Origin of the sequence: Corynebacterium suedekumii (assembly GCF_030252185.1) — a bacterium.
In the GTDB taxonomy this organism is placed as follows: domain Bacteria; phylum Actinomycetota; class Actinomycetes; order Mycobacteriales; family Mycobacteriaceae; genus Corynebacterium; species Corynebacterium suedekumii.
Window position 1 is genome coordinate 456,899 of record NZ_CP126970.1, and the last position, 16,678, is coordinate 473,576.

Below are 16,678 nucleotides of genomic sequence, written 5' to 3' on the forward strand. Positions count from 1 at the left end.
CTCAACAGACTAGTGGCCCGACCCGGGCCTGCAGCGACGTGGGCGGGCCCCGGCGGTAGGATGAGGAGAAATCGGCACACACTAGCTAGGAGACACGCATGGGCGTTGAAGTCATCATCGAGATCCCCAAGGGTTCGCGCAACAAGTACGAGGTCGACCACGAGACGGGCCGCGTCTTCCTCGACCGCTACCTGTTCACCCCGATGGCGTACCCCGCAGATTACGGCTTCATCGAGCACACCCTCGGCGAGGACGGCGACCCCATGGACGCCCTGGTCATCATGCCCGAGCCCGTCTTCCCCGGCGTGGTCGTCATGGCCCGCATCGTCGGCGTGTTCAAGATGACCGACGAGGCCGGCGGCGACGACAAGCTCCTCTGCGTCATCGACGACCCGCGCTTCGACTCCTTCCAGGAACTCGACGACATCTCCGAGTTCACCCGCGACGAGATCGAGCACTTCTTCGTCCACTACAAGGACCTCGAGCCCAACAAGGAGGTCACCGGCTCCGGCTGGGGCTCCCGCGAAGAAGCCGAGCGCATCCTCGACGAGTCCATCGAGCGCTACAAGCAGGTCGGCGACAACTCCCGCGAGGGCCTCGAAGAGGAGAAGGACGAGGAGAACGAGGTCGAGCAGCAGCTCGAGGAGAAGTAAGCCCCCTGCCCCGCTGTCGCGGCTGCCTTCAGCTCCGACCAGCCCCGATTCCCGGCCCATCCGGCCAGGTGTCGGGGCTGAATGCTGTATGCAGGGGTTGTCGGGGCCGGGCGCGACTGCAACATCATGCACGCCAGGAGGCCGCGGACTGTAACAGCCCTGCTCCAGATTTTCCGGGTGTCAGATGTTGCAGGCAGGCCCCGCCGACAGGGCCGGGCACTATAGTTCTGGGCACCATGACCACTCCGCAGCCTTCCCCCGCTGCCGAACCGCCCCGCCGTTCGGCGCAGCTGCTGCGGTTCACCACCCAGGGGCTCAACCCGGAGGCACGGGTGCAGTTGTGGGAGGGGCACAATGCGCGGGCGCTCATTCCGCTGGACATCCGGACTCTCGACGCCAGCCCCATGCGGTCGGCGCAGACGAATCTTCACCTGCCGTCGATCCGGATGGCGGACGTGAGCGGGACCTCGCAGATCGTGGAGCGTTCCGAGTCCTTCATCAACGACAACCCCACCGACCTCATGGCCGTGTTCTTCGCGTTGGAGGGTGACGCGTTCTTCTTCCACCGGGGCGGCCAGCTGGTTCTCCAGCCTGGTCAGGCCGTGGTCTATGACGCAGATCTGCCGTTCACCCGTGGGTTCTCCCGGGGTCTGCGGGAGGTGGTGCTCACCATCCCGAAGCCGATCTTCGAGGAGTCCGTCGGGCTGATCGGTCGCTCGCTGCCGACGGTCATCGATTTCGGGGACGGGCCCGGCGCGAGTACGCATGCCCGGTCATTGGCGCGGCTGCTGCGCACCACCATGACGGCGTTGGCGGATCCGTCCCGGGTCTCCACGCCTGACCTGGCCACCGTCGAATCCGAGGTACTCGCGTTGCTGCGGCTCATTCTCGCTGGTCCGGGCAGCAGCGCCGGTGGCCTGGTGGCATCGGCGAAGGACGTCATCGAGCGCAACCTCAGTAATCCGGATCTGAGCCCGGGGATGGTGGCGGCGGCGGTCGGGGTGAGCGAGCGTCAGCTGGGGCGCTACTTCTCGGAGGCGGACACGACCGTGGGGCGGCACATCCAGGCCCGTCGGGTGGCGTTGGCGGCTGATCTGCTGGCGTCACCGGAGCATGAGCAGTTGTCCGTCGCGGACATCGCGGCCCGGGCGGGGTTCGCCTCGCAGAGTCATTTCGGCCGGGTGTTCCGTCGGTATCACGAGGTCACGCCGTTGCAGTTCCGGAAGAACGCCGCACGCCAGCGGTTCGCATGACGCACCATCCGGGTCATTCTGGCCCGGGAGCGACACGTTTTCCACCATCCCCGACGTGATCCACTTCTCCTCTGGGCCCAGGGTGTGACCGGCAATACATTCTCCTTCGACGGGTCACACCCGATGGTCACCACTTCACTTCAAGGGAGAAGAACAATGCCTGCTTTCCACGACGGAATCGCCGCCACCGAGGCCCCGAAGAACTCCGACATCGTCACCACCGACGTCCTCATCGTCGGCTCCGGCCCGGCGGGCAGCTCGGCCGCGCTGTTCCTGTCCACGCACGGGATCGACAACATCATGATCACCAAGTACCGGTGGACCGCGAACACTCCGCGCGCCCACATCACCAACCAGCGGACCATGGAGATCATCCGGGATCTCGGCCTCGAGGCGGAGGTGCTGGAGAAGGCCGTGCCCCACGAGCTGATGGGTGACACCGTCTACGCCGAATCCGTCGCCGGTGAGGAGATCGGCCGCCGCCCCACGTGGGGATGGCGTCCGGACCGTCGCGCGGACTATGAGCTGGCGTCCCCGGCCATGCCGTGTGACATCCCGCAGACCATGCTCGAGCCGATCCTGCTGTCCAACGCCACGAAGCGGGGCACCCAGACCCAGTTCTCCACGGAGTACCTGTCGCACACGCAGGACGAGGAGGGCGTCAACGTCAAGGTGCGCAACCGGCTGACCGGTTACGAGTACACCATCCGCGCGAAGTACCTCATCGGTGCCGATGGTGCCCGTTCCCAGATCGCCGAGGACATCAACACCCCCTTCGAGGGTGCGATGGACATCGGCGGCTCCATGAACATCCAGTTCACGGCGGACCTGTCCCACCTGGTCGCCCACCGCCCATCCATCCTCTACTGGGTGTTCCCGCCCGGCTCCAACATCGGCGGCCTCGGCGCCGGCCTGGTCCGCTGTGTACGCCCGTGGAACGAGTGGCTGTGCGTGTGGGGTTATGACATCACCAAGGAGCCGCCGACGCTGGACGAGGAGGAGGCCAAGCGGATCGTCCGCAAACTCGTCGGCATCCCGGACCTGGAGATGGAGATCACCGGGTTCTCCCTGTGGGGCAACAACGAGCAGTGGGCCACCCACATGCAGAACGGCCGCGTGTTCATCGCCGGTGACGCCGCCCACCGCCACCCGCCGAGCCACGGACTGGGGTCCAACACCTCCATCCAGGACTCCTACAACCTGGCGTGGAAACTCGCCGCAGTGCTCAAGGGGCATGCGGGAGCGGAGCTGCTTGAGACCTACTCGGTGGAGCGGGCGCCGATCGCCAAGCAGATCGTCACCCGGGCCAACAACTCCTCCCGCGAGTACCAGCCCATCTTCGACGCCCTCGGCGTGGCCGACGCGACCACCGACGAGGAGTTCACCGAGCGGCTCAAGCTGCGGAAGGAGCCGACGGCGGAGGGGGCGCGGCGTCGAAGCGCACTGCGTGCGGCGCTGGACAACAAGGACTACGAGTTCAACGCGCAGGGCACGGAGATCGGCCAGTTCTACCAGTCCACCGCGGTACTCTGCGACGGCCTCGGGCGCCCCGAGGTGACGCAGGACCCGATGCTCCACCACCAGAAGTCGACGTACCCGGGGTTGCGCCTGCCGCACGCGTGGATCGGCGACGCGATGACCAAGCAGTCGACGCACGACATCGCCACCGGCACCGGCTTCACCCTGTTCACCGGCATCACCGGCCGGGCGTGGGCCGAGGCCGCCGAGCAGGTCGCCGCCACCCTGGGCATCGAACTCAAGGCCGTGGTCATCGGCGAAGGACAGGAGCACCAGGACCTCTACGGCGACTGGCTGCGCCAGCGCGAGGTCGAGGAGGATGGCATGATCCTCGTCCGCCCCGACAAGCACATCGCGTGGCGCGCCCACCACATGGTGGAGGACCCCCTCGACGTCCTGTCGGCCGTGTTCAACTCCATCCTCAGCCGCACCACCCCCTCGCTTCACGACGCCGCCGTCCTCACCGCCGGCCCCGCCGTCACCGCCCGATAGTTCCACCCCTTTTTCACGCGGATGGGCAACCCGCGTGAGTGGAGGGTGCAAGATCATGCACGCCGAGAGGGTGCGGACTGCAACAACCCTGCTCCAGATTCTCGGGGTGCGATCTGTTGCAGGCGGGGTGGCCTCAGCTGCGCAGGACGGCGACGGCCACGGTCGCGATGAGTCCGACGACGACGAGCCAGATGCCCACGGCGAAGATGATGACGGCGATCATTCCGGCCCGGCCCCACTGGATGAGCAGCCACGCCAGCCCGCCGACGGTGAGGGCGATGCCGGCCCAGAGGAGCCAGCGGGCGAGGACGGGGGCGGGGCGTCGTGAAGCGAATGCCACGGTGGCCACCACCGCGATGGGGAGGATGAGGACGGCGAGGGTGAGCAGTGCCATCCCGATGCCGATGCCGACCCAGGCCATGCCGGCGCCGACCGCACCGACGACGAGGAGCACCAACCAGAGGCGGAAGGTGATCATGCCGGTGAGGCGGCGCAGCTCATGGTCGTTCATGGGTGACAGTGTGCCTCATGGGCGGACCCGGGGCAGTGAGCGCCGCTAGACTCGCGGCCACACCCGAGTGAAAGGAACGCCCATGAAGAATGTGTCTGTCCAGGATGTGCCGTCGGATGCGCAGCTGATCGACTGCCGGGAGGACAACGAGTGGAACGTGGATCATGCGGCCGGTGCGGTGCACATTCCGTTGTCGGAGTTCGTGTCGCGGATCGATGAGATCGATCTGGACCGGGACGTGTATCTCATCTGTAAGGCGGGTGGCCGGTCGCTGCAGGCGGCGGAGTACCTGGAGCAGGTCAAGGGCATCACCCCGGTCAATGTCGAGGGCGGCACGGATGCGTGGCGTGAGGCCGGTCTGCCGATGGAGCACTGAACCGCCACGCAGAAAACGCGACACGAATTAATGGGATTTTCCCCATGATTTAACAGGGCCACCGTCCTGGAATACAATTGATGACATGTCAGACAAGGTTGATTCCGCCAACGGCGCCTTGAGCGTCGCCGATCTCGTTCCCGCCGCCCTGCTGGAGTCCCCGAGCTACCAACTGGAGCGCCTGCGTCGTCGTACCCGCGACGAGGTGGAGACCGCCCTGGGTGCGCAGGAGACCACGATGCGTGAGTACTGGGTGCTCACCTGCCTGGTCGACAGCGACGCCGCCTCCCAGTCGGCCCTGTCAGAGACGCTCGCCATCGACGCCTCCGACATGGTGCGGCTCATTGACTCGCTGGAGAAGCGTGGCTGGGCGAAGCGGGAGCGGGATCCGCGGGACCGTCGTCGCCAGATCGTCTCCTCGACGAAGAAGGGCACGAAGGCGCAGGCGGAGCTCGCCGGGCTGGTCGCCGACGCGGAGAGCGCGGCGCTCGACGAGTCCTCGAAGAAGCAGCTCAAGCACCTGCGCAAGCTGACGGTCGCGATCCTCAACACGGAGAGCACCGACGTCGAGCCGGCCGCCCCGGACGAGAAGGAGGCCTAGTCCCTCCGTGTCCATCCATGACGTCCCGCGCCAGTATCTCCGCGCGGGCGAGGCACCGCCGAAGCGGACCCTCTACGACATTCTCGCCACCACCGCCGCCACCTACCCGGAGGCGGCGGCCATCGACGACGGCGAGATCCTCACGTACGCCGAGCTGATCGAGGAGGTCCACGCCTGGGCCACCGAGCTGCACCGCAACGGCATCAGGCGCGGTGACCGCATCGGCATCCGCATGCCCTCGGGCACCCGGGACCTCTACATCGCCATCCTGGCGACCATCGCCGCCGGCGCCGCCTACGTGCCGGTCGACGCCGATGACCCGGATGAGCGCGCGGAGATGGTGTTCGGCGAGGCCGACATCAACGGGCTGTTCGAGGCGGACGGTTTCCGCATGCTCAAGCCCCGGGCGGGTGGCGACACCCGCCGCCCGCACCTCGACGATGACGCGTGGATCATCTTCACCTCCGGGTCGACCGGCAAGCCGAAGGGTGTGGCCGTCTCGCACCGCAGCGCGGCCGCGTTCGTCGACGCCGAGGCACAGATGTTCCTGGTCGATTCCCCCGGCGGCCCGCTCGGTCCGGAGGACCGGGTCCTCGCCGGCCTGTCGGTCGCGTTCGACGCGAGCTGCGAGGAGATGTGGTTGGCCTGGGGGCACGGCGCCTGTCTGGTGCCCGCGCCGCGCACCCTCGTCCGCTCGGGCATGGACCTCGGCCCCTGGCTCATCCGCCGTGACATCACGGTCGTGTCCACCGTCCCCACCCTGGCCGGCCTGTGGCCCGCCGAGGCCCTGGACAACATCCGCCTGCTCATCGTCGGCGGCGAAGCCTGCTCCCAGGAACTGGTCGAGCGCCTGGCCACCGAGGACCGCGAGCTGTGGAACACCTACGGCCCCACCGAGGCCACCGTCGTCGCCTGCGCCACCCAGCTCCACCCCGGGCAGCCGGTGTCCATCGGACTGCCGCTCGCCGGGTGGGACCTGATCGTGGTGGACGCCCAGGAACAACCCGTCGCGGTCGGGGAGGTCGGCGAGCTGGTCATCGGCGGTGTCGGCCTGGCCCGCTACCTCGACCCGGAGAAGGACCGGGAGAAGTACGCCCCCATGCGCTCGGTCGGTTGGGCGCGGGCCTACCGCTCCGGCGACCACGTCCGCCTGGAGGAGGACGGCCTCTACTTCGTCGGCCGCGTCGACGACCAGGTCAAGATCGGCGGCCGCCGCATCGAGCTCGGTGAGGTGGAGGCCAACGTCGCTGCCCTACCGAACGTGTACAACTCGGCCGTCGCCGTCCAGACCACCGGTGCGGACCAGAAGGTGCTCGTCGGCTACGTCTCCCTCGATGACCCGGCGGCGGGTTTTGATCACGATGCCGCCCATGAACGCCTCGCCGAGACCATGCCCGCCGCCCTCGTCCCCCGCATCTGCGTCATGGACGAGCTGCCGATCCGCACATCCGGCAAGGTGGACAAGAAGGCGCTGCCGTGGCCGCTGCCCGGTGTCGGGGTGAAGGCCACCGGCCTCAATCCGACGGAGGCGTGGCTCGCGGAGCTGTGGGTCGATGTCCTGGGCACCTCCGTCCAGGACGCCGACGCCGACTTCTTCTCCCTCGGCGGTACCTCGCTCGCCGCGGCGACCCTCGTCGGCCGCATCCGCGAGCAGGTCCCCACCGTCGCCGTCCGGGACCTCTATGATCACCCGCGCCTGGGCCAGCTCGCCGTCACCGTCGAGTCCATCGCGGCGGCCTCCGGCGTCTCGCTTGACGACGCCACCCCTCCCGAACCCCGCACCATCCGCCCCGTCGGCGCGGGCACCCGCCTGGCCCAGGTGGCCATCCAGGTCATCGCGATGACCCTGCAGGCCACCAGCTGGCTCGCCTGGCTGCTCCTCGGCTCCAATCTCGCCGACCTCGCGGGCATCGACTGGGCGGTGCACACCCCGTGGTGGGTGGTCATCACCCTCATCGTCATCTTCGCCACCCCCGTCGGCCGACTGCCCATCGGCGGTCTCGGCGCCCGCCTGCTCACCGCCGGCATCACACCCGGCGAGTATCCCCGCGGCGGGGCCACCCACCTGCGGATCTGGGCCGCCGAACGCTGGGCCGACGCCTCCGGGTCACGGTCGATCGCCGGTGCCACGTGGGTCAACTACTACGCCCGGACGCTGGGGGTGGCCATCGGCAAGGGCGTGGACCTGCACTCCCTGCCCCCGGTCACCGGCCTGCTCACCCTCGGCGACCACGTCGCCATCGAACCGGAGGTCGATCTCGCCGGCTACTGGGTCGACGGCGACATCCTGCGCGTCGGGGCCATCGAGGTCCGCGAATCCGCGCGCGTGGGAACCCGCTCCACCCTGCTGCCCGGCACCGTCATTGGTGTCGACGCCCACGTCGAGGCCGGTTCCACCGTCACCGGAGCCAAGACCATCAAGCCGGGCTCCCGCTGGTCCGGCTCCCCGGCCGTCAAGGTCGGGCGTTCCAAGCACCGCTTCCCCGACGAACACCCGCCGCGGCGCTCCCGCTGGGTGCCCATCTACGGCCTGACCTCCATCTGGCTCAGCCTGCAGCCGATGGTGGCCATCGCGCTCGGAGCCGTGCTCGTCGTCGCCCTCATCCAGGCCACCGGCGGTAACCCGCTGCTCGGGGCCGTGGTGTTCGCCCCACTCGGGGGCCTGGTCGCCTTCCTCACCTTCATGGTGTTCACGTGGATCGGCGTGCGGGTCCTCTCCATCGGCCTCAGGCCCGGTGTCACCCCGGTGCGCTCGGCCCAGGGTTGGCGCCTGTGGGCCGTCGAACGACTCATGGATGACGCCCGCACCCACCTCTTCCCGCTCTACGCCGGGCAGCTCACCCCCCTGTGGCTGCGCAGTCTCGGCGCGACGATCGGCCGGGACGTGGAGATCTCCACCGCCGTTATGGTGCCCACCCTCACCGAGGTCCGCGACGGTGCCTTCCTCGCCGACGACACCATGGTCGGCGGCTACGAGCTCGGCGGCGGCTGGATGCTCAGCGGCGAGACCCGCGTGGGCAAGCGCAGCTTCGTGGGCAACTCCGGCATCACCGGGCCCGGCCGCAAGCTGGCCAAGAACTCACTCGTCGCCGTCCTGTCGTCCACCCCGAAGAAGGCGAAGGCCAACTCCAACTGGTGGGGTTCCCCGCCGGAGCGGATGCGCCGCGTCCAGGTCGAGGCCGAGGGTGGCGAGGCACTGACCTACCATCCGGGTCGCCGACTGAAAATCTACCGCGGTTTCATCGAGACGATGCGCCTGCTCGCCCCGATGACCTCCGCCATGCTGCTCGCCGGCGTCCTCGGCGTGTTCATGGTCCTGCTCACCGAGGTCGGCCTGTGGGCGGCATGGCTGCTCGGCGGCCTCATCCTCATGGCCGCCGGACTGATCGCCATGGCCATCACGATCGTGGTCAAGTGGTTCTGCGTCGGCAGGCACACCCCCGGTGACCACCCGCTGTGGTCGGAGTTCGTGTGGCTCAACGAGCTGCAGGACGCCTTCGTCGAGGCCGTCGCCGGCCCCTGGTTCCTCGTGCCCAGCCTGGGCACGGGAGAACTGAACCTGGCACTGCGGGCGCTGGGTGCGAAGATCGGCAAGGGTGCGTGGATCGAGTCCTACTGGTTCCCCGAGACCGACCTCTGTGTCGTCGGCCGTGGCGCCACCGTCGGTCCCGGCACCGTGGTGCAGACCCACCTTTTCCAGGACCGCGTGATGAGCCTGGACACCGTCACCATCGCCGACGGAGCCACCCTCGCAGCCCACTCCGTGGCCCTGCCGGCCTCCACCCTCGGTGCCGCCGCGACCGTCGGCCCCGGTTCCCTGGTCATGCGCGGCGACCAGGTCCCCGCCAACACCGTGTGGCAGGGCAACCCGATCGAGCCCTGGGGTCTGTGATGACCACCCATCAGGACGAGAGCCGCCTGCTCATCCGCTTCATGTACCTGTCGGTGGCGGCGGCCGTCATCACCATCGTCCTCAAGTCCGCAGCCGCGGTGATCACCGGCTCGGTGGGCTTCCTCTCGGACGCCCTCGAGTCCGGGGTGAACCTGGTGGCGGCGGTCGTCGCCATCGTCGCCCTGAAGATCGCGGCGCGGCCCGCCGACGCCAACCACCCCTTCGGCCACGGCAAATCGGAGTACGTCTCCGCCCTGGTGGAGGGCATGATGATCTTCGTCGCCGCGGCATTCATCATCGTCACCGCGGTGCAGCGCCTCCTGGATCCGCAACCCCTGGAGGCGGTGGGGATCGGGCTGGTGCTGACCACGGCGGCGTCGATACTCAACGGCATCGTCGGCTGGTTCCTGCTGCGCCAGGGGCGGAAGTACCGCTCGGCCACCCTCTCCGCGGACGGGCAGCACCTGCTCACCGATCTGCTGACCTCCGTCGGTGTCATCGTCGGCATCGCCGCGGTGTGGCTGACCGGATGGGAGTGGCTCGACCCCGTCATCGCGCTGGCCGTCGGCGTCAACATCCTCATCACCGGATACCGGCTGCTCCGGGATTCCCTGTCCAGCCTCATCAGCGAGGCCCTACCGGAGGACGAACAGCGACAGATCAGGGACATCCTCGCGCGTTTCCGCGACACCTACCCGGTGGACTTCGAGAAACCCCGCACCGTCAGCTTCGGCCGGCAGCGCCAGGTCACCTTCATCATGACCACTCCCCCGGACTGGACCGTCTCCCAGGCCCACCGCGTGTCCGACGAGGTGGAGGCCGCCATCGACGCCCAGTTCCCCGGCACCATCTCGGTGGTGCACTTCGAGCCCCAGGGGCGGGTGCGGCGCGGCTGACCCCGTCAGGGCCCGACCTCACCGGGAAGATACGCGGTTGTGACGTCACTCCCCGCGTTCTCCCAGGTCGCGCCCGAACGCTGACCGCATCCGCGTGGATTCCCGGCACCCGCTCCCCGCCCCCTCGACGACAACGGCCCGCCTCCCCGAGCAGGGGAAGGCGGGCCGTCTCAGCTGACCTACAGAACGTCAGTCGCCGATCTGGTCGCGACCGCGGAGGACGATGAGCGGGTCGGGCTCACCGACGACCTCATGGTCCTTGTTGGTGTACTCGAACTTGGACAGGATGTAGCGCATGGCGTTGATGCGGGCGCGCTTCTTGTCGTTCGACTTGATGGTGATCCACGGGGACTCGTCGGTGTCCGTGTAGCGGAACTGCTCCTCCTTGGCGCGGGTGTAGTCGTCCCAGCGGTCGAGGGAGGCGAGGTCCATCGGGGACAGCTTCCACTGGCGGACCGGGTCGACCTGGCGGATGGCGAAGCGGGTGCGCTGCTCCTTGCGCGTCACGGAGAACCAGAACTTGGTCAGTGAGATGCCGGAACCGAGGATCATGTTCTCCAGCATGGGGACCTCGCGGAGGAACTCGGCGTGCTGGGATTCGGTGCAGAAGCCCATGACGCGCTCGACGCCGGAGCGGTTGTACCAGGAGCGGTCGAAGAATACGATCTCGCCGGCGGCCGGGAAATTGGCGATGTAGCGCTGGAAGTACCACGAGGTGGATTCGCGCGGGGAGGGCTTCTCCAGGGCGACGGTCCGGGCACCACGGGGGTTGAGGTGCTCGTTGAAGCGCTTGATGGTGCCACCCTTGCCGGCGGCGTCCCGACCCTCGAAGAGGATGATGTGGCGCTGGCCGGTCTCCTTGGTCCAGTTCTGCCACTTCAACAGCTCGATCTGGAGGGAGCGCTTGGTCTTCTCGTACTCCTCGCGGGACATCCGCTCGTCGTAGGGGTAGTTCTCGCGCCACGTCTCGATCGGGGTGCCGTCGGGGCGGATGAGAACCGGATCATCCTCATCGGAGTCATCGACGACATACCCTTCGGTTTTCGCGAGGTCGATGACGGGGAGCTCGTCGTCCTTGTGGTCAGCCATGTCCATAATCTTAGCCCCTACCCCGCCGCGGGGCGTCCCGAACATGAGCGGGGCGAAACTACAGGCTGATCGAGGAGAGCACCGACGACAGCGCATCCACCCAGCCGGACTCGCCCGGGCCGCCGAACGGCGGGGAGGTCGACGCGTTGGCCAGGATGGCGGTCGCCGCCCGCAGGGCATCATGGAGGTTCATGGTGTTGATCCTGCGTCACGAGTCACCGCGCGTCAATCGTCCGACAGTGCGTATCGACGCCCCGTCTCCCCCACGCAGCACGCATCTCACCCCTGAATCGCAGAAAACTCCGACCCGAAGGTCGGAGTTCTCAGGTACTGAGCAAGCTCAGCGAGGTTGATTAAGCAACCAGGCCGATCAGCTTGGACAGGGCGTCAGCCCAGGAGCCAGCGTCGCCCAGGAAGTCGAGGACGCCGCCGATGAGACCGGTGGAGGACAGGGTTTCGAGGCCGTTAGCGACATCAACGATGTAGGAAGACATGTGTTTCTCCTTCAGAAGAATTTAGATGGGAGGATGAACCACTCACAACGAGCAGTTAGGCAGCCTGAAGCTGAATTACTCAGCCTCGGAGGAGCCGGAGGACAGGACGGAGGAGAAGGAGTCGATGCCGTCACCGGTATCCTCAGCAGCGGAGGACAGGCCGCCGTCCAGGCCGTTGACGATGGTGACGACGAGGTCCTGCCAGTTCTGCAGAGCCGGGCCGATGTTCTTGCCGAAGGTAGCGAAGTCGCCGAGCAGGTCGCCGATGGTAGCGAGATCCATGTTGTGTCTCCTTGAGAGGAACCAGCAGGTGCTGGTGCGATTGACAGATAGTGCTGACTCCCCAAGAGGGCGTCACGGAGATCATTTTGTCATAGATCCGTGACCCGTCAAGCGTTATCGACGAGTCAGTTTTCCGCGCTCAACTAGACCTTTCATGACCGGAAAATGAGTCGTGGGTCACACTTTGTGCAGGTCAGCGCGTTGACCTGCATGAACGCCGTTTCGGAGATGAACAACAACTGAACCCCTCGTTACGGGCGTAACGGCTCCCGCCAGACCATCGATGAATGACCCTTTTCACTGGGCAACTTTCTTACCTATTACCCTCATGCGGGGGTATGTTTCCGAATCGCCCCAGCCCAACCGTCATCGCCGTGACCGTTGTTTTGTGCCCGAAACTCGAATGGTCACCAGCAGCCTACTGCCCGGAAAAGTCGAAAACGCCGCGCCCGCACCCGCCCCTGAGGTAGAGGGGACGGGTGCCGGCGCGGCGTCGATAAGCGGGGTGGGACTAGAAGCCCATGCCGCCCATGGCGTCGGCGTCCGGCATGCCACCGCCGGCACCGGCCGGCTGCGGCTTGTCGGCCACGACGGCCTCGGTGGTGAGGAACAGAGCCGCGATGGAGGCGGCGTTCTGCAGGGCGGAGCGGGTGACCTTGACCGGGTCGTTGATGCCCGCGGCCATGAGGTCAACGTACTCGCCGGTGGCGGCGTTGAGACCCTGGCCGGCCGGCAGACCGGCGACCTTGTCGGCCACGACGCCAGCCTCAAGGCCGGCGTTGAGGGCGATCTGCTTGAGCGGGGAGGACAGTGCCTCGCGGACGATCTTCACGCCGGTGGCCTCGTCGCCGGTGAGACCGAGGTCATCATCCAGGACGTGGGAGGCCTGCAGGAGGGCGACGCCACCGCCGGCGACGATGCCCTCGTCGACGGCAGCCTTGGCGTTGCGCACGGCATCCTCGATGCGGTGCTTGCGCTCCTTGAGCTCCACCTCGGTGGCGGCGCCGACCTTGAGCACCGCGACACCGCCGGCCAGCTTGGCCAGGCGCTCCTGCAGCTTCTCGCGGTCGTAGTCGGAGTCAGAGTTGTCGATCTCGGCGCGGATCTGCTTGACGCGGCCCTCGATCTGCTCGGTGGAGCCGGCACCCTGGACGATGGTGGTGTCGTCCTTGGTCACGACGACCTTGCGGGCGGTGCCCAGCAGCGGCAGGTCAGCGGTCTCGAGGGTGAGGCCGACCTCCTCGGCGATGACCTGGCCACCGGTGAGGATGGCGATGTCCTGCAGCTGTGCCTTGCGGCGGTCGCCGAAGCCCGGTGCCTTGACGGCGACAGACTTGAAGGTGCCGCGGATCTTGTTCACCACGAGGGTGGACAGGGCCTCGCCCTCGACGTCCTCGGCGATGATGAGCAGCGGCTTGCCGGACTGCATGACCTTCTCCAGCAGCGGCAGCAGGTCCTTGATGTTGGAGATCTTCGAGGAGACCAGGAGGATGTACGGATCCTCGAGGACGGCCTCGCCGCGCTCCAGGTCGGTGGCCATGTAGCCGGAGATGTAGCCCTTGTCGAAGCGCATGCCCTCGGTGACCTCGAGCTCGACGCCGAAGGTGTTGGACTCCTCGACGGTGATGACGGAGTCCTTGTTCACCTGGCCGTTGCCCACGGCGTACATGGCCTTGGCGATCTGGGCGCCGATGGCCGGGTCAGCGGCGGAGATGCCGGCGGTGGCGGCGATCTCCTCCTCGGTCTCGACCTCCTTGGCGGAGGACAGCAGCGCCTCGGTCACCTTGGCGGTGGCCTGCTCGATGCCGCGCTTGATGCCCATCGGGTTGGAGCCCGCGGCAACGTTGCGCAGACCCTCGCGGACGAGTGCCTGGGCGAGGACGGTGGCGGTGGTGGTGCCGTCGCCGGCGACGTCGTCGGTCTTCTTGGCGACCTCCTTCACCAGCTCCGCACCGATCTTCTCGTACGGATCCTCGAGCTCGATCTCCTTGGCGATGGAGACGCCGTCGTTGGTGATGACCGGGGCGCCCCAGCCGCGCTCGAGCACGACGTTGCGGCCCTTGGGGCCGAGGGTGACCTTGACGGCGTCGGCGAGGGTGTTCAGGCCCCGCTCGAGGCCACGGCGTGCTTCTTCGTCGAAGGCGATGATCTTAGCCATGTGGTTGTGCTCCTTATTGTTATAGGACGACACTCACGTCTGCACTCCAGTAGGCGCCCGCGACGGCACGGTCAGTGAGTGTGAACTAACCTCACCCGCTGAAGTCATCGTTTTCTGGCACTCAAACTATTCAAGTGCTAGACCCGTTTCTAGCACTCGCCGGGGTCGAGTGCAAGAAAGCGCGCCGCTGTAACGTGACTGCCATGAACATCGCAGAACTCCGATCCCACATCACCGGCCAGCGCGAGCGGATCTTCCGCGACCTCGCCGAGATCGTCGCCTTCGACTCCGTCCACGACGAGCCCGATCACGAGGCGGATGCCGCCGGCGCCGCGGAGTGGACGAAGCAGGCGCTTATCGACGCCGGGCTCGACGTCACCGCTCACCTCACCGCCGACGGCTCCACCGCTCTCATCGGCCGAAAGGCGCCGGCCGAGGGCATGCCCACCGTGCTGCTCTACTCCCACCACGACGTCGTCCCCGCCGGCGACCACGCGAACTGGACCACCCCACCCTTCGAGCTCACCGAACGCGACGGCCGCTGGTACGGCCGCGGCGCCGCCGACTGCAAGGGCAACCTCGTCATGCACCTGGCCGCCCTGCGCGCGGTCGAGCAGGCAGGCGGCACCGGGCTCGGCCTGACCGTGCTCATCGAGGGCTCCGAGGAACGCGGCGGCGAGGGCCTGGACCAGCTGCTCAAGGATCAGCCGGAACTGTTCCGGGCGGATGCCATCATGATCGCCGACTCCGGCAACGCCGCCGTCGGCGTGCCCACCCTCACCACCTCCCTGCGCGGTGGCGGTCAGGTCGTGGTCACCGTCGCCACCCTGCGCACCCCCCTCCACTCCGGCCAGTTCGGCGGCGCCGCCCCGGACGCGGTGGCCGCCCTGGTCCGCGTGCTCGATTCCCTGCGTGACGAACACGGCCGCACCGTCATCGACGGCGTGGACACCACCGCCACCTGGCAGGGCGAGCCCTACGATCCCGAGACCTTCCGGAAGGACGCCGGCATCCTCGACGGTGTGGCCATCATGGGCACCGACGACGACGCCCCCGCCGACATGGTGTGGGCCCGGCCCGCCATCACCACCACCGGCTTCACCTCCACCCCCGTGTCCGAGGCCGTCAACGCCGTGCCCGCCACCGCCCAGGCCAAGCTCAACGTCCGTGTGCCGGCCGGACTGGACGCCGATGACGTCATGGACAAGCTCGTCGCCCACCTCCGGGCCCACACCCCGTGGGGTGCGCACGTCGACGTCGAGGTGCAGGAGAAGAATCAGCCGTTCTCCACCGACACCTCCGGCCCGGCACTCGGCCTGCTGCGGCGGTGCCTGGCAGAGGCCTACGACGCCGACGAAGCCGTCACCGTCGGCTCTGGTGGCTCCATCCCGCTCACCCTCGCCCTGCAGGAGGCGTTCCCGGAGGCGGAGATCGCGCTCTACGGCGTGGAGGAACCGCAGTCGACGATCCACTCCCCCGACGAGTCCGTCGACCCGGCCGAGATCATCCACATCGCCACCGCCGAAGCCGCGTTCCTGTTGTCCTACGGGAAGTAGGGGGTAAGGCGACCTGCGGATTCTGACCATTTCCTCAGACATCTGACGTCAGGGGTTGCCTTTTTCCTGTGACGGTGGCTACTGTGTCCGTGTGACGTACAACATTGCTCTTCAGCGAGTAGCCGAGGCTACGTACCCCAGTGCGGGATAGGGACTGACTCCCCGCACCTGGGGAAGTAGTCGTTAAGCCACCCGCCGCTGAAGAGTCGGTCCACACTCACCGTTTCCCATCTGGAATTTCGAGGACCGAATCATGTTCAACTCCACCGCCACTCACACCCCCTCCACCACCGGCACCCGGATCGACGACCCCTTCCGCCTGCGCTTCGGATCCACCCACCGACTGCCCCGCGGACTGCGCGAGGAAGCCGCCGGAATGAGCTGGTCGCTGTTCATCGCCACCTACGCCCCCGCCGCGGACATCCGCATCACCGGGCTGGAGACCACGCCGGGGCGGGGCGGGAGGAACACCTACACCGCCGAACTGACCCACCTGAGCAAGACCGAGCCGCCGTTCACCGAGTCGCGGGAGATCTCCGCCATGGGTGTCGCCTCCGCCTGCACCCACCTGCTGGCCGACGCCGGACGCCACGTCGAGATCCTGGCCTTCCACCAGTTCCCCATCTTCGAGGCCACCGTCACCTTCGTCCGCCTCGCCCACCAGACGCACGACTCCCGCACCGGCTGGGCCATGGGCTTCGGCGGCACCCCGGAGGCCTCCATCGCCGCCGCCCTGTCGTCGGGTGCGCAGCGTATCCACGGCTGAGAGCGCCGGACACCCCCTGCCCCAGTGCACGGGAACCATATATAACTGTCGGCCTGTACACTGGTCAATCGTTGGCCGCGCCGTACACGACGCCGCCGTAATCATGGGTGTTTCTCAGTGACCTTTCGTGTGTCCGCCGTC

General features: G+C 67.5%; 15 protein-coding genes. 9 read left to right on the forward strand and 6 right to left on the reverse strand.

Annotation, left to right across the window (positions count from 1 at the left end):
* Window positions 1-98 precede the first annotated feature (98 nt).
* The 3 genes from QP029_RS02335 to QP029_RS02345 all read left to right on the forward strand — a co-directional run bounded on the left by QP029_RS02335 (window position 99) and on the right by QP029_RS02345 (window position 3,916).
* Window positions 99-653, forward strand: a complete 555-nt coding sequence (locus tag QP029_RS02335) for an inorganic diphosphatase (RefSeq protein ID WP_284875267.1) — start codon at window positions 99-101, stop codon at window positions 651-653.
* Between the two features lie 236 nt (window positions 654-889).
* Window positions 890-1,906: a helix-turn-helix domain-containing protein gene (locus QP029_RS02340; RefSeq protein WP_284875268.1), complete on the forward strand. Its 1,017-nt coding sequence runs from the start codon at window positions 890-892 to the stop codon at window positions 1,904-1,906.
* Between the two features lie 156 nt (window positions 1,907-2,062).
* Window positions 2,063-3,916 (forward strand): FAD-dependent oxidoreductase, encoded by a 1,854-nt coding sequence (locus tag QP029_RS02345; RefSeq protein WP_284875269.1) that lies wholly within the window; start codon window positions 2,063-2,065, stop codon window positions 3,914-3,916.
* A gap of 133 nt (window positions 3,917-4,049) precedes the next feature.
* On the opposite strand, the gene QP029_RS02350 is transcribed toward QP029_RS02345, so the two are convergent.
* Window positions 4,050-4,427: a hypothetical protein gene (locus QP029_RS02350; RefSeq protein WP_284875270.1), complete on the reverse strand. Its 378-nt coding sequence runs from the start codon at window positions 4,425-4,427 to the stop codon at window positions 4,050-4,052.
* 82 nt (window positions 4,428-4,509) lie between these two features.
* Here QP029_RS02350 and QP029_RS02355 point away from each other — a divergent pair, with 82 nt between their 5' ends.
* From QP029_RS02355 to QP029_RS02370, 4 genes are all read left to right on the forward strand, one after another.
* Window positions 4,510-4,803, forward strand: coding sequence for a rhodanese-like domain-containing protein (locus QP029_RS02355; RefSeq protein ID WP_284875271.1), 294 nt, complete (start codon window positions 4,510-4,512; stop codon window positions 4,801-4,803).
* A gap of 85 nt (window positions 4,804-4,888) precedes the next feature.
* Entirely contained in the window at window positions 4,889-5,404 is a 516-nt protein-coding gene (locus QP029_RS02360; RefSeq protein ID WP_284875272.1) for a MarR family winged helix-turn-helix transcriptional regulator, read from the forward strand.
* A 7-nt stretch (window positions 5,405-5,411) separates the two neighbouring features.
* Window positions 5,412-9,296: a Pls/PosA family non-ribosomal peptide synthetase gene (locus tag QP029_RS02365; protein ID WP_284875273.1), complete on the forward strand. Its 3,885-nt coding sequence runs from the start codon at window positions 5,412-5,414 to the stop codon at window positions 9,294-9,296.
* Window positions 9,296-10,192: a cation diffusion facilitator family transporter gene (locus tag QP029_RS02370; protein WP_284875274.1), complete on the forward strand. Its 897-nt coding sequence runs from the start codon at window positions 9,296-9,298 to the stop codon at window positions 10,190-10,192. Before QP029_RS02365 ends, QP029_RS02370 begins: the two co-directional genes overlap by 1 nt.
* Window positions 10,193-10,381: 189 nt before the next feature.
* Here QP029_RS02370 and ppk2 read toward each other — a convergent pair whose 3' ends face one another.
* From ppk2 to groL, 5 genes are all read right to left on the reverse strand, one after another.
* Window positions 10,382-11,281, reverse strand: coding sequence for a polyphosphate kinase 2 (gene ppk2 / locus QP029_RS02375; protein ID WP_284875275.1), 900 nt, complete (start codon window positions 11,279-11,281; stop codon window positions 10,382-10,384).
* A 58-nt stretch (window positions 11,282-11,339) separates the two neighbouring features.
* A complete protein-coding gene (locus QP029_RS02380; protein ID WP_284875276.1) occupies window positions 11,340-11,474 on the reverse strand; it encodes a hypothetical protein in 135 nt (44 codons plus the stop codon).
* A 160-nt stretch (window positions 11,475-11,634) separates the two neighbouring features.
* Window positions 11,635-11,775: a porin gene (locus QP029_RS02385; RefSeq protein ID WP_284875277.1), complete on the reverse strand. Its 141-nt coding sequence runs from the start codon at window positions 11,773-11,775 to the stop codon at window positions 11,635-11,637.
* Between the two features lie 75 nt (window positions 11,776-11,850).
* Window positions 11,851-12,057, reverse strand: a complete 207-nt coding sequence (locus QP029_RS02390; protein ID WP_284875278.1) for a PorH family porin — start codon at window positions 12,055-12,057, stop codon at window positions 11,851-11,853.
* A gap of 511 nt (window positions 12,058-12,568) precedes the next feature.
* Complete coding sequence (groL, locus tag QP029_RS02395; RefSeq protein ID WP_284875279.1) at window positions 12,569-14,215, reverse strand: chaperonin GroEL; 1,647 nt, start codon at window positions 14,213-14,215, stop codon at window positions 12,569-12,571.
* Window positions 14,216-14,418: 203 nt separating this feature from the next.
* On the opposite strand from groL, the gene QP029_RS02400 reads away from it, so the two are divergent.
* Both QP029_RS02400 and QP029_RS02405 read left to right on the forward strand, forming a co-directional pair.
* The gene (locus tag QP029_RS02400; protein WP_284875280.1) at window positions 14,419-15,771 is read left to right on the forward strand and encodes a dipeptidase; all 1,353 of its coding nucleotides are present in this window, start codon (window positions 14,419-14,421) and stop codon (window positions 15,769-15,771) included.
* Window positions 15,772-16,024: 253 nt separating this feature from the next.
* Window positions 16,025-16,537 (forward strand): acetyl-CoA acetyltransferase, encoded by a 513-nt coding sequence (locus QP029_RS02405; RefSeq protein ID WP_284875281.1) that lies wholly within the window; start codon window positions 16,025-16,027, stop codon window positions 16,535-16,537.
* The last annotated feature ends 141 nt before the right edge of the window (window positions 16,538-16,678 follow it).

Coding starts and splice junctions, on each gene's coding strand:
- ppk2 (WP_284875275.1), bottom strand. CDS start 11,281: ATGGCTGACCACAAGGACGACGAGCTCCCCGTCATCGACCTCGCGAAA.
- QP029_RS02405 (WP_284875281.1), top strand. CDS start 16,025: ATGTTCAACTCCACCGCCACTCACACCCCCTCCACCACCGGCACCCGG.
- QP029_RS02370 (WP_284875274.1), top strand. CDS start 9,296: ATGACCACCCATCAGGACGAGAGCCGCCTGCTCATCCGCTTCATGTAC.
- QP029_RS02340 (WP_284875268.1), top strand. CDS start 890: ATGACCACTCCGCAGCCTTCCCCCGCTGCCGAACCGCCCCGCCGTTCG.
- QP029_RS02335 (WP_284875267.1), top strand. CDS start 99: ATGGGCGTTGAAGTCATCATCGAGATCCCCAAGGGTTCGCGCAACAAG.
- QP029_RS02355 (WP_284875271.1), top strand. CDS start 4,510: ATGAAGAATGTGTCTGTCCAGGATGTGCCGTCGGATGCGCAGCTGATC.
- groL (WP_284875279.1), bottom strand. CDS start 14,215: ATGGCTAAGATCATCGCCTTCGACGAAGAAGCACGCCGTGGCCTCGAG.
- QP029_RS02380 (WP_284875276.1), bottom strand. CDS start 11,474: ATGAACCTCCATGATGCCCTGCGGGCGGCGACCGCCATCCTGGCCAAC.
- QP029_RS02385 (WP_284875277.1), bottom strand. CDS start 11,775: ATGTCTTCCTACATCGTTGATGTCGCTAACGGCCTCGAAACCCTGTCC.
- QP029_RS02345 (WP_284875269.1), top strand. CDS start 2,063: ATGCCTGCTTTCCACGACGGAATCGCCGCCACCGAGGCCCCGAAGAAC.
- QP029_RS02390 (WP_284875278.1), bottom strand. CDS start 12,057: ATGGATCTCGCTACCATCGGCGACCTGCTCGGCGACTTCGCTACCTTC.
- QP029_RS02400 (WP_284875280.1), top strand. CDS start 14,419: ATGAACATCGCAGAACTCCGATCCCACATCACCGGCCAGCGCGAGCGG.
- QP029_RS02350 (WP_284875270.1), bottom strand. CDS start 4,427: ATGAACGACCATGAGCTGCGCCGCCTCACCGGCATGATCACCTTCCGC.
- QP029_RS02360 (WP_284875272.1), top strand. CDS start 4,889: ATGTCAGACAAGGTTGATTCCGCCAACGGCGCCTTGAGCGTCGCCGAT.